General features: G+C 64.0%; 11 protein-coding genes and 1 pseudogene. All 12 read left to right on the top strand.

Translation table 11 applies throughout. The features are described 5' to 3' along the window. Positions 1 to 34 precede the first annotated feature (34 nt). On the top strand, positions 35 to 1,414 hold the full coding sequence (gcvPA, locus tag D3260_RS12075) for an aminomethyl-transferring glycine dehydrogenase subunit GcvPA (RefSeq protein WP_120098857.1): 1,380 nt from the start codon (positions 35 to 37) through the stop codon (positions 1,412 to 1,414). Position 1,415: 1 nt separating this feature from the next. Then, positions 1,416 to 1,925: a thiol peroxidase gene (tpx, locus tag D3260_RS12070; protein WP_120098856.1), complete on the top strand. Its 510-nt coding sequence runs from the start codon at positions 1,416 to 1,418 to the stop codon at positions 1,923 to 1,925. A 67-nt stretch (positions 1,926 to 1,992) separates the two neighbouring features. After that, the gene (gene gcvPB, locus D3260_RS12065; protein ID WP_120098855.1) at positions 1,993 to 3,486 is read left to right on the top strand and encodes an aminomethyl-transferring glycine dehydrogenase subunit GcvPB; all 1,494 of its coding nucleotides are present in this window, start codon (positions 1,993 to 1,995) and stop codon (positions 3,484 to 3,486) included. Between the two features lie 709 nt (positions 3,487 to 4,195). Beyond that, positions 4,196 to 4,828: an outer membrane protein OmpK gene (locus tag D3260_RS12060; protein WP_233544055.1), complete on the top strand. Its 633-nt coding sequence runs from the start codon at positions 4,196 to 4,198 to the stop codon at positions 4,826 to 4,828. A gap of 233 nt (positions 4,829 to 5,061) precedes the next feature. Then, positions 5,062 to 6,465, top strand: a complete 1,404-nt coding sequence (locus D3260_RS12055) for a cytosine permease (protein WP_120098853.1) — start codon at positions 5,062 to 5,064, stop codon at positions 6,463 to 6,465. Further along, positions 6,458 to 6,874 carry a cytidine deaminase gene (locus tag D3260_RS12050; protein WP_120098901.1) on the top strand — a complete coding sequence of 139 codons (417 nt, stop codon included), beginning with the start codon at positions 6,458 to 6,460 and terminating at the stop codon, positions 6,872 to 6,874. Before D3260_RS12055 ends, D3260_RS12050 begins: the two co-directional genes overlap by 8 nt. Beyond that, positions 6,871 to 8,027, top strand: a pseudogene (locus D3260_RS12045) (phosphopentomutase). The gene D3260_RS12050 and the pseudogene D3260_RS12045 overlap by 4 nt, the downstream one beginning before the upstream one ends. Before the next feature lie 269 nt (positions 8,028 to 8,296). Beyond that, a complete protein-coding gene (gene udp, locus D3260_RS12040; RefSeq protein ID WP_120098852.1) occupies positions 8,297 to 9,055 on the top strand; it encodes a uridine phosphorylase in 759 nt (252 codons plus the stop codon). 153 nt (positions 9,056 to 9,208) lie between these two features. Continuing rightward, on the top strand, positions 9,209 to 10,144 hold the full coding sequence (locus D3260_RS12035) for a carbohydrate kinase family protein (protein ID WP_120098851.1): 936 nt from the start codon (positions 9,209 to 9,211) through the stop codon (positions 10,142 to 10,144). A 39-nt stretch (positions 10,145 to 10,183) separates the two neighbouring features. Then, positions 10,184 to 10,723, top strand: a complete 540-nt coding sequence (locus D3260_RS12030; RefSeq protein WP_120098850.1) for a GNAT family N-acetyltransferase — start codon at positions 10,184 to 10,186, stop codon at positions 10,721 to 10,723. Between the two features lie 67 nt (positions 10,724 to 10,790). Further along, positions 10,791 to 11,603: a prolipoprotein diacylglyceryl transferase gene (gene lgt, locus D3260_RS12025; RefSeq protein ID WP_120098849.1), complete on the top strand. Its 813-nt coding sequence runs from the start codon at positions 10,791 to 10,793 to the stop codon at positions 11,601 to 11,603. Between the two features lie 82 nt (positions 11,604 to 11,685). Then, positions 11,686 to 12,501 carry a thymidylate synthase gene (locus D3260_RS12020; RefSeq protein WP_120098848.1) on the top strand — a complete coding sequence of 272 codons (816 nt, stop codon included), beginning with the start codon at positions 11,686 to 11,688 and terminating at the stop codon, positions 12,499 to 12,501. Positions 12,502 to 12,534: the final 33 nt, after the last annotated feature.

Below are 12,534 nucleotides of genomic sequence, written 5' to 3'. Positions count from 1 at the left end.
CCGGCATGATTTGCCAACGCAGACGTACTACGCCATGCCGTTCATTCCGCACACCGAAGACGATATCAAGCAGATGCTGGCGACCATCGGTGCCGGCTCGATCGACGAGCTGTTCTCCGAAATCGATACCAGCCTGCGCGATGTCGATATTTCCGCCGTGCCGACCCGTGCCTCCGAGCAGGCGATCACGCGTCTGATGCAGGCGCGGGCCCAGCGCGATTCCGGCGGCCTGTGCTTCATCGGCGCCGGCGCCTATGAGCACCATGTGCCCGCCGCGGTCTGGGAGATCACCACGCGCGGTGAGTTCTACAGCGCGTACACGCCGTATCAGCCCGAGGCCAGTCAGGGCACGCTGCAGGTCGTCTACGAATATCAGTCGATGATGACCGGGCTGACCGGCATGGACGTGGCCAACGCCTCGCTCTACGACGGGGCCTCGGCGCTGGCCGAAGCCGTGCTGATGGCCGTGCGCGCCAATCGCAAGTCCAAGTCCGCGCGGATTCTCATGCCGGAGAGCGTGCATCCGTTCTATCGGCAGGTTGCTCATAACATCTGCGCAAACCAGCAGATCGTGTTCGAGACCATCCCCGCGGAGGCGACGAGCGGCCGGATCGATCGTGACGCGCTGGCGGCTTGGGCCGATGAGGATGTGACGGCGCTGGTCATCCCGCAGCCGAATTTCTTCGGCGTGCTCGAGGATGTCGATGCGCTGACCGACTGGGCACAGAACCATGACGCGCTGGCCATCGGTGTGGTCAACCCGTTGTCGCTGGCGCTATTGAAGGCCCCCGGCCAGTGGGGGCACGGTGAGGGCGTCGATATCGTGGTCGGTGAGGGGCAGCCGCTGGGCGCACCGATGGCCGGCGGCGGGCCGTATTTCGGCATCCTGTGCTGTCGCAAGAAGCACGTGCGTCAGATGCCCGGTCGCGTGGTGGGCCGCACCACCGATCTCGACGGACGCGACGGCTACGTGCTCACGCTTCAGCCGCGCGAACAGCACATCCGCCGCTCCAAGGCCACGTCCAATATCTGCACCAACCAGGGTCTGCTGGTCACGGCCGCCACGATTCACATGAGCCTGCTGGGTGCGACCGGGCTGGAGAATGTCGCATCGACCTGTGCCGCGACCACGCGCGATCTGGTCTCGCGCCTGACCGCGATCGACGGCGTCGAGCGTGTGCACGACGCCGTGTTCTTCCACGAGTGCGCCCTGCGCGTGCCGGGCCGCGCGCAGGATGTGCTCGAGGCACTGGCCGCGCGCGACATCTTCGGTGGCGTCGACCTGGGGCGGTTCTACGAGGGCATGGACGATTGCGTGCTCGTCTGCGCGACCGAAACCAAGACCGGCGAGGATCTGCAGGCCTATGCCGACGCTCTGACGGACGTACTCACCGAATCCAGCGAGGCTGCCTGACATGTCTGTGACGATCACGCGACGCGGTACCGAGATGGCCGTGGTCGACGGCTTTCCGGGTGTCGACGAGACGTTGCCGGGGTTGCGTCTGACGGGGCACGACCTCGTCGACGTCGGTCTGGACGATTTCGCCGGGCGCGCCAAGATATTCAATATCTTTCCGAGCCTGGACACGCCGACCTGTGCGCTGTCGGTCAAGCAGTTCAATGCCCGCGTCGAATCACTCGAGGGCGTCACACTGCTTCAGATCTCGGCCGATCTGCCGTTCGCGCACAGCCGTTTCTGTGCGGCCGAAGGACTGACTCACGGCGTCACGCTGTCGATGATGCGCGACAAGACGTTCGCGACCGACTACGGCGTGCTGATCGAGTCCGGGGCGATGGCCGGGCTATGCGCCCGAGCCGTCATCGTCGCCGATGCCGACAACCGCGTGCGGCATGCCGAACTCGTTGCCGAAATTGCCGATGAGCCGGATTACGACGCAGCCATCGCAGCGCTGGCGCGCGCCTGATCCGGCGTTTTCGCCTTTCTTGTTCCGTGCCGTGCCCTGTGCGCGGCGCCACAACTGAACAACGCTCATGACCGAAAAGCTCATCTTCGAACACAGCCGTCCGGGGCGCGCCGCCGCCGCACAGGTGCCGGCCGAGGCCCCGACGATTGATGACCTGCCGGCCGCGATGCGCCGCGATACACCGCTCGGGCTGCCTGAAGTCTCCGAGCTGGACGTGGTGCGACACTACACGCGTCTGTCACAGGCCAACTTCTCGATCGACACGCATTTCTATCCGCTCGGGTCGTGCACGATGAAGTACAACCCGCGGGCCTGTAATACCCTGGCCTCGCTGCCCGGGTTTCTGAATCGTCATCCGCTGGCGCCGGCTTCGCACGGCCAGGGCTACATGGCCTGTCTGTACGAGTTGCAGGAAATGCTCAAGACCGTGACCGGCATGGCCGGTGTGTCGTTGACGCCGATGGCCGGCGCCCAGGGCGAGTTCGCCGGCGTGGCCATGATCAAGGCCTATCACGAGGCCCGCGGTGACACCGAGCGCACCGAGATTCTGGTGCCCGATGCCGCACACGGTACCAACCCGGCCACGGCCGTGATGTGTGGCTGCAAGGTCGTCGAGATCCCCACGGACAGCGACGGTGACGTCGATGTCGACGCACTGGCCGAGAAGATCGGGCCGAAGACCGCCGGCATCATGCTCACGAACCCGTCCACGCTGGGAGTGTTCGAACAGGACATCCTGACGATTTCGAAGATGATTCATGAGACCGGTGGTCTGCTGTACTACGACGGTGCCAACCTCAACGCGATTCTGGGCAAGGTTCGGCCGGGCGACATGGGCTTCGATGTCATCCACATGAACCTGCACAAGACGTTCTCCACGCCGCACGGCGGCGGTGGGCCGGGCTCTGGCGCGGTCGGGGTCTCCAAACGTCTGCTTGATTTCATGCCGATCCCCGTGGTCGGGTGCAGCGGCGGCGGCGACGATCCGCGCTACCACTGGCTCGACGAGACCGATGTACCGCACTCCATCGGCCGGCTGTCGGCGTTCATGGGCAACGCCGGCGTGCTGTTGCGCGCTTATGTCTATGCGCGTCTGCTCGGGCGCGAGGGCATGCAGCGTGTGTCCGAGTTCGCCACACTCAACTCGAACTATCTGATGACGCGCCTCAAGTCGGCGGGTTTCGATCTGGCATTCCCGGATCGCCGGGCCAGCCACGAATTCATCGTGACGCTCAAACGCCAGAAGGCCGAACTCGACGTCAGCGCGACCGATTTCGCCAAGCGGCTGCTCGATTACGGCTATCACGCGCCGACAATCTATTTCCCGCTGCTGGTGCCCGAGTGTTTCCTCATCGAGCCGACCGAGACAGAATCGCGCGAAACGCTCGACGGCTTCGTCGAGGCCATGGTCGCGATCTGGAACGAGGCCAAGAACGATACGGCGACGCTCACCGAGGCGCCGGTCACGCTGCCAGTGCGCCGTCTGGATGAAGTCACCGCGGCCAAGAATCTTGACCTGAAGCATGACGCGGCTGCCCAGGACACGCGCTCGGTCGCCTGACCGGGGGCTGCCCATCGCAGCCTGTCGTGTGTGTGTACCGGGGCGGGCTGCTCGTGGGCCGGTTAGGGCCTGTTAACACGTCCCGCGAGCGCCGCGTTGGCGCCACAAATCGTGTCCGGCAAGGCGCGAGTTGCCGATCGTGGCGTGCCACGATCAAGGCTCGCAACGCCGCCGGGCGCCCATCGTCGATTTTTCATGGGCGGCCCAACCCTTCGGGACAAGTGCCCCCAAAATCAAAAACACGACGGCAATCCAGCGTTCTAGCACGCTGGCGTAGAATGACACGCTATGCGTGCTATGCCTCGTCTTGCCGCCCATCGTCAATTTCAGGGCGCCCTTGGCGCGGACTCGCACGAAACCGCAACACGCCCTGGGCCGGGCATGACGGGCGTTCATCAACACGCATGGGTGGGAGACGAAATGCCGTGGGGGAATGGCGCGCGTGGGCGTCGTGCCTGGTCGCTTTGCCGTGGCTCCTGCCCGGCTTGGCGAGTGCGGCCGGTGACAGTCCGTCGGCCGCGCAGGCCGTCGATGCACCACAGGGCCGATCGTCGGCGGCACCGGACCAGCCCGAGCCGGATGACAGTCCTTATCTGTCGGACTGGTACCACCAGCGCTTCCAGATCATCGGATCGAAGGATATCCGTTATGGCCGCGTCCGGTCGACGACATCTATCTCGAGTACGAATTCTCGGGCACCAAGGGGCCGTTGGATCTCTACGGTTATGTGGACTTCAACAAGAGATTCGGCGTCGGCAGTGATGACGACGTCGGCGTCTGGGACGACGACGGGTCGCCGGTCTTTGCCGAACTGGAACCGCGTCTGTCGATCGATCGGCTGACGGGGCAGGATCTGTCGATCGGGCCGGTCAAGGAATGGTTTCCGGCCAGCGACTATATCCTGGATCTCGGCCACGGGCGTGATAGCCAGCAGAACGTGCTGTATTTCGGCCCTGGCGCGGCGTTCGATACTCATTCGCCGGTCAATTTCGAGGTCAATTTCTTCTTCCGGCGCCAGTTTGCCAACTACGGCGCGGCCAATGCCTATTCCTGGGACGGCTATCGCTTGCAGGGCAACTGGTCGGCGCCGCTCGGCAAGTTCGCGGGCGGCGGTCTGTTGTACGTCAATTTCATCAACTGGGATTTCGATTCCAAACTGGGTCGGACGCCGGAGTCGCCGCGTACCGACTATGCCGTGGTCGACACCAATGTCCTGATTCTGGACTACACCCATCTGCACTATTTCTTCGCTGCCCGATATTTCAAGAACGGCGGTCAGTGGCGCGACGGCGCGGTGGTTGATCTCGGCAACGGCCCCGAACGGCTCGACGAGACCGGCTGAGGCTATTACCTGGCCGTCGGCTGGAATTTCTAGTGTCTACCGTGACGAGAGCAACAACAATCGAAATCCGGGCAGGGATGGTTGTCGCCGGGGCCATGTCGGCATGTGCTTTGCCTGTCGCTTCGAGCGGATGGTGACGCCCGGTTGCGCGACGAGCCGGGCTTGGTCGGCGCTCGGTTCGATCAGCACAGCCGCACATCGCCGGATGGCGGCGGGATCAACGAGAGCACGAGATGAGCGAAAGACCGAATCAAGCAGACGCCGCGGCTAGCCGGCAGTCCGAGAATGTGGAAACCGTCGGTATCCGGCCGATACCGGAGGCCCGGCGCAACATGTCGGCCCTGTCGTTGTTCTCGATCTGGGGGCTGGCTTCGGCGTCGGCGACCACGCCGGTCATCGGTCTGCTGCTCTACGACGTGGGGCTGACCAATTTCTGCATCGCGGTCGTCATTGCGGGCCTGATCGGCATCATCCCGGCCGGCCTGTTCTCCGAGCAGGGTCGCGAGGTGCCGTTGATTTCGCTGGTGACGGCGCGAGCCACGTTCGGCCCCGGGGCCAGTTTTCTGCTCGCGCTTCTGTACACGATCACCGGCGCCGGCTGGTTCGGGCTCAACACCGATGTTGGCGGCCAGATCCTGTCGACGCTGTATCCCGGCCACGGCAATCTCTGGTACTGGCTGCTCGGCATCGGCCAGACCGCGCTCGTGTTCCTGGGCATGAAATGGCTGGAACGTTTCTACAACTGGACCGCGTTCATCTTTATCGCCTCGTATGCCGTGCTCATTTATTACATGGTCAGCCGTTATACGATCGTGTGGCCGGTTGCGCCCAGCGGCGCCGTCCACTGGGGCGCCATCGTGCAGACGATCCTGAGCTTCTCGCTGCTGGCCTGGGCATACGAGTTCTCGACCGTGTCGCGTTTCTGTCCGCCGCGCGCGTCGAGTGAATCGCGACTGCGACGGGCCTCGTATTTCTGTGCCGCGACCGTCGGCGTACTGTTGCCCGTTCTGTTGATGGGCACGCTCGGCCTGGTCGGCAAGGCATCCACGGGCGAGTGGAACATCGCGCTCATCGCCAAGGACCTGCCGTTGACCGGCGCCATTGCGGCGCTCGGCGTGATCCTGGCGATCGCCCATACGAACGCGATGAATCTCTATCCGGCGGTGACCAAGCTTCTGGCGGCCGGCGAGACCTTTCGCACGCCGCGCCGTTACGATCAGCCGCTGGCCTCCTTGGTGCTCGGCGCCATCGCCACGGTTCTGGCGGTGGCCGGTATCCTCAACTTCGTCGAACCGTTCCTGCTGCTGCTCGGCGTGTTTCTGTTCCCGTTCACGTTTCTGATGATGTTCGACTGGGTCGTCGTACAGAAACGGGCGACGCCGGTGGCGGCATTCTTTGAAAAGAAGGGGACAGCGGCCGAGCTGTTCCGTCCCAGTGCATGCATCGCCTTCGTGTTCGGCGTGGTCTTGTCGGCGCTGGGCCACTTCGGCGTGTTGCCCGCGATGCTGACCGAGCACCTGCCGTGGCCGGTCGTGGCCTCGCTCATTGCCTGCGGGCTGTATTGGGGGCTGCTACGCGTGTGCAACGATCCGCCCGTGTATCGAGCGGATGTGGCGGCGCGCTCCGGCCATGAGTGACGTCGTGGACTGGGATCTGCTGGTTGCCCGTGCCGAGGCCGCGCGCGGCAACGCGCACGCGCCGTATTCCGGTTTTTCAGTGGGCAGTGCGCTGTGGGTCGGCGACGGCCAGGTCTTTGCCGGCTGTAACGTCGAGAACGCCGCCTTTCCGAGTGCGCAGTGCGCCGAGGCCAGCGCCATTGGCGTCATGATCTCGGCGGTGGGTGCGGTGCCGATCCGGGCGGTGGTCGTGGCCACGCGCGGCGATACGCTGACCTGGCCGTGCGGCAACTGTCGCCAGAAACTGGCCGAATTCGCGGCTCCCGATGCACTCGTGATGGCGGTGACCGAAACACGCCGGAGTCCGCCGCGTCGACTGACCGATCTGCTGCCGGCCGCGTTCGTCGATTTCGAGGCGCAGCCACGATGACCGGGGCCGGACGACGCGCGATCGTGGTGGTCATGGATTCGGTGGGTATCGGGGCCGCTCACGACGCCGCGCGTTACGACGATCTCGGTGCCGATACGTTCGGGCATATCGAGGCCGCGGCGAGCGCGGCACGTGGCGCGCCGCTGGCCGATGGGTTGGGCGCGAATGCCGAGTCCGGCGCGACACAGGCCTGGGCCGCGCCGCAGGGCTGTCCCAGGGGCAGCACCGGCGGCCACTGGGAAATCGCCGGTGCGCCGATCATGGACGACTGGGGGTATTTCGGCCGGGCGGCGGCGGCGCCGTATCCGGTCGCGCTGCTGGAGGCGCTCGTCGAACGCGCTGCACTGCCCGGCCTGATCGTGGTGGGGCGGGCATCGGGGACGACGGTCATCGCTGAACATGGCAACGCGCATATCGCCAGCGGCCGACCGATAGTCTATACCTCGGCCGACAGCGTCTTCCAGATCGCCGCGCACGAGCGACATTTCGGTATCGAGCGGCTTTACGAGGTCTGTCGCATCGCACGTGAACTCTGCGATGCACATCGTATTGCCCGTGTGATCGCCCGGCCGTTCATCGGCCAGACACCGGACACGTTCGAGCGCACCGCGCGGGGACGTGACTTCGCCATGCCGCCGCCCGAAGATACGCTGCTCGATGTGTTCGAGCGGGCCGGAGTGGCGATCACTACGATCGGCAAGATCGGCGATCTGTTTGCCCGGCCACCGGTCGAGAGATCGAGGTCACCGCGCTGGACGCGGTCTTCGATGCCATGCACGACGAACTGGCCAGCGTGCCGAGCCGGCCGACGTTCATCTTCGTGAACTTCTGCGATTTCGACGCCCAATACGGGCACCGGCGAGACGTGGGCGGCTATGCCGCCGAGCTCGAGCGCTTCGATGCGCGCCTGAGCGCGCTGCGCGCGGCACTGGGCGCCGACGATCTGTTGATCGTCACGGCCGACCACGGCAACGACCCGACATACCCGGGCAGCGACCACACCCGTGAGTACGTACCGGTGCTGGTCTCCGGCCCGGGGATTGCCGCAGGCAGTCATGGCCGACGCGAGAGCTTCGCCGATATCGGCGCGACCGCCGCGGCGCATCTGGGCCTCACGGGAACCGGCGTCGGCCGGGCGCTTCAGGACGACTGAGACCGATGTGTTAGCGGTCTCGGCATGGGGCAGCGCCAGGCTGTCGGTCCGGCCGTCATCGATTATTAATCCGGCACCAAAACAGCTGACGACGTCAGCTGTTTTCAACGCCATCGAAAGAAACGCCGGCACTTGTCCGTCTTTTTATTTTCAATGGCTTCACGTCCGTTGGCCGTGACGCGCGTGCTTTCGCACACGCGTGTCATCAACCCGAAAAATCATCTATTTTTATGCCGGGTTAATAACGCGAACACCGCAGGGCAACCCTCATGAGCAAGATGCGGCAGTATCACATCGGCCTGGCCGCGACCGATATCGACAACGCAGAGCACGTATTGCTGCCGGGAGACCCGGGCCGAGTGCCGGATCTGGCCCGAGGACTGGATCCGGATGCGATCTCGCTCGGCCAGCATCGCGAGCATCATGCCTGGCTGGCTCGTCTCGGCGATCGACGTGTGCTGGTCTGTTCGACCGGCCTGGGCGCGCCGTCGACAGCGGTGGCGGTCGAGGAGCTGGCCAATATCGGTATCCGGCAGTTCATCCGCGTCGGCACGACGGGGGCGATACAGCCATTCATCGACTATGCGGATATCGTCATCAGCAAGGCCGCGGTCCGGCTGGAGGGCACCTCCAGCCACTATGCACCCATGACTTATCCGGCCGTGGCGTCGTTCGAGCTGACGCGCCGCCTGGTCGATGCCGCACGCGAGCTCGCGATCCCGCATCATGTGGGCATCACCGCGTCGTCGGATACCTTCTGGCCGGGCCAGGAACGTTACGACAGCCACGGCGGCTACGTGCGTCGCGCGTTTCAGGGCTCGCTGGCGGAATGGCGGCAGCTCGGGGTGATGAATTTCGAGATGGAAGCCGCGGCTCTGTTCACGGTCTGCTCGACGCTCGGCCTGGAGGCAGGCTGTCTGTGCGGCGTGATCGCGCGTCGGGTCGAATCCGAATCGGTCGCGCACGAGGCCTACGGGCTTGCCGCCGAACGTTGGCAGGCGATCCTGGCACGGGCACTGGCCGCATGACGGGCGCGATACAGCGCCTCCGGGGATGTACCCGGCGGCCTGACGCATGGCGCAGGATGCTGCCCCGGAAAAAAACACGCGGTAACTGTGGCACCATGGCGGACTTTGCCGGCCCGTGCGGCCGGATTGCTCAGGTTTGACTAGGGAAGTGCTATGTCCGCTCTGATCTGCGGTTCCATCGCGTTTGACACCATCATGGTGTATTCCGGGCAGTTCAAGAACGAGATTCTGCCGGACCAGGTTCACATGCTGAATGTGTCGTTCCTCGTGCCGGATATGCGGCGCGAATTCGGCGGATGCGCCGGCAATATCGGCTACTCGCTCTCGCTTCTGGGCGGCGAGGGACAGATCATGGCGACCGTTGGCAAGGACTTCGATGTCTACGGCGAGTGGATGGACTCGCACGGCATCGATCGCCAGTACGTCAAGGTGATCGACGAGGCTTACACGGCCCAGGCCTATATCACGACCGATCTGGACGACAACCAGATCACTGCCTTCCACCCGGGGGCGATGAATCATGCCCACGAACAGACGATACCTGCCGATGCCGGCATTACGCTGGGCGTGGTGTCGCCGGACGGCAAGGACGGGATGGTCGCCCACGCCGAGCAGTTTGCCGAGGCCGGTATCGATTTCATGTTCGATCCGGGGCAGGGATTGCCGATGTTCAACGGCGACGAGCTCAAGGACATCATCGGCAAGGCGGCCTATCTCGCGGTCAACGACTATGAATCAAAGCTCGTTCAGGACCGCACGGGCCTGTCCGAGCAGGAAATCGCCGATCAACTCAAGGCCCTGATCGTCACCCGCGGCGGCAATGGTTCGGTGATCTATGCCGATGGCCAGGTTCATCGTATCCCGGCTGGCAGCCCGTCTGCGCTGGCCGATCCCACCGGCTGTGGCGATGCGTTCCGGGCAGGCCTGATCTACGGCCTGCAGCAGGGCCACGATTGGGAAACCACCGGTCGTATCGCCTCGCTGCTCGGCACGATCAAGATCGAACGCCCGGGCACCCAGAATCATCATTTCACGATGGACGAGTTCAAGACGCGCTTCGCGCGTGAATTCGGCCACGAACTGGGCTGATCTCGTGCGCCGGTTCGCGACCGGCCGGCCGGTTTCGTGATGATCACGATGCCGGCCACGCTGCGTACGGCGCGCCTGCATCTGCGCGCGCCGTGCGCCGAGGATGCGCCCGGGGTGCTGGCCTATGTAGGCGATGCCAGAGCCATGCGTTACATGGTCTGGCCGATGGCCGAAACCATCGAGGATGTCTACAACCTGCTCGATGACATGGCCTGGGGATGGCATGACGGCGATGATTTCGCCTATGCCATTACGGCGACCCACGAACAGGCGCTCGTGGGCATGATTTCCTGTCAGTTCTCCGACGATGGTGCCGAGCTCGGATTCATCCTGCATCCCGATCACTGGGGGCGCGGGCTGGCCCGGGAAGCAGGCGCGGCCGTCATGGCTGCGGCCTGCGAGATTGATGATCTCTACCGAATCTGGGCCTGTTGCGATGTCGATAACACGGCCTCGATGCGCGTGCTCGAGCATCTCGGCATGCAGCGTGAAGGCGTGTTGCGTCGTCGCTCGAAACGTCCGAATCTGTCCGCCGCCGACGAACCGCGTGATGATGCGGTCTTTGCCTGGGTCCGCTAAAGAGACCGTTCGCCGGTACAAGCGCCGGTAACGCGTCCGTCCTGTCCTACTGCTAGAATCCGCTGCCATGTTCGTACGCCCCGATTTCGACCCGGTCGCCTTTTCGGTCGGTCCGCTGGCCGTGCACTGGTACGGTCTGATGTATCTGCTGTCCTTTCTCATCGGCTGGGGGCTGGGTGCGTTGCGTACGCGCCTGGCGCACGTCCACTGGAAGAGCGAGGAGGTGGGCGATCTGCTGTTCTACGTCGTGCTTGGCGTCGTGCTCGGCGGTCGCCTGGGGTATGTCCTGCTCTACCAGCCGGGCTATTTCCTGGCCAACCCGCTGCAGATATTTGCGATCTGGGACGGGGGCATGTCGTTTCATGGCGGCATGATCGGCGTGTTTCTGGCCTCGGCCTGGTTCGCACGCAAGACGCGTCGCACCTTCTTTCAGATCACCGACTTCGTGGCGCCCATCGTGCCGGTTGGGCTGTTCTTCGGGCGGATCGCCAATTTCATCAACGGCGAGCTGGTCGGCCGGGTCACCGATGTCCCCTGGGCGATGGTCTATCCGCATATCGGCCCGCAACCGCGACATCCCTCGGAACTCTACGAGGCAACCCTCGAAGGGCTCGTGCTGTTCGCGATCCTTTGGGTCTATGCCGCCCGGCCGCGCCCGCGCGCGGCGGTCTCGGGATTGTTCCTGCTCGGCTACGGCACGTTCCGCTTCTTCTGTGAGTTCTTCCGGCAACCGGATGCGTTCGCCGGCTTTGTCGCGTTCGGCTGGATGACGCTCGGCCAACTCTATTCCGCGCCGATGATCATCGCGGGTGTGATCATGCTGATCTGGGCATACGTGCGGACCGACCCCAATCAGCAGGACACAGGCAGCGCAGAATGAACACGTGCCGGTTTTGGTCGCAGGCGATGCCTATCGCGCATCACCTCGTGTTTTCTGCAAGCCATGGCAGGGCAGGCCGTTGATGACCGATTCCCAACCGCTGGAACAGCCGTATCTCGAGTTGATGCGGGAGGTGCGCGATCACGGCGTGACCAAGGCCGACCGCACCGGCGTCGGCACGAAATCGGTCTTCGGCCGGCAGATGCGTTTCAATCTGCAACACGGCTTCCCGGTGCTGACGACCAAGCGCTTGCATCTGCGTTCGATCATCCACGAATTGCTCTGGTTCATCGCCGGCGATACCAACATTGCCTATCTCAAGCAGAACAAGGTCCGCATCTGGGACGAGTGGGCAGACGAGAACGGCGATCTCGGCCCGGTCTACGGCTATCAGTGGCGCAGCTGGCCGGCACCGGACGGCCGATCGATCGATCAGCTCGCCCGAGTCATCGATGCGATCAGGCACAACCCGGATTCACGCCGTCATCTCGTGACTGCCTGGAATCCGGCGCAGGTCGAGGATATGGCCCTGCCGCCGTGTCATGCGCTGTTCCAGTTCTATGTCGCCGAGGGGCGACTATCCTGTCAGTTGTACCAGCGCAGCGGCGATATCTTTCTGGGCGTGCCCTTCAACATCGCCTCCTATGCGCTGCTGACACACATGATCGCCCAGGCGTGCGGTCTGGCAGTCGGCGAGTTCGTTCACACCCTCGGGGACGCGCATCTGTATCTGAACCATCTCGATCAGGTGGCGACACAGCTTGCGCGGACTCCCTTCGCCGCCCCCCGGCTGTGGCTGAATCCGGAGAAGAAGAATGTCTTCGATTTCACCGCCGACGATATCGAATTGGTTGATTATGAATATCATCCCGCGATCAAGGCGCCCGTGGCGGTCTGAACGTCGCACCGCGTTCCTTCGTTCAGCGGCTGT

It is taken from the genome of Salinisphaera sp. Q1T1-3 (assembly GCF_003602005.1).
In the GTDB taxonomy this organism is placed as follows: domain Bacteria; phylum Pseudomonadota; class Gammaproteobacteria; order Nevskiales; family Salinisphaeraceae; genus Salinisphaera.
This window is presented reverse-complemented; position numbering and strand designations above follow the sequence as displayed.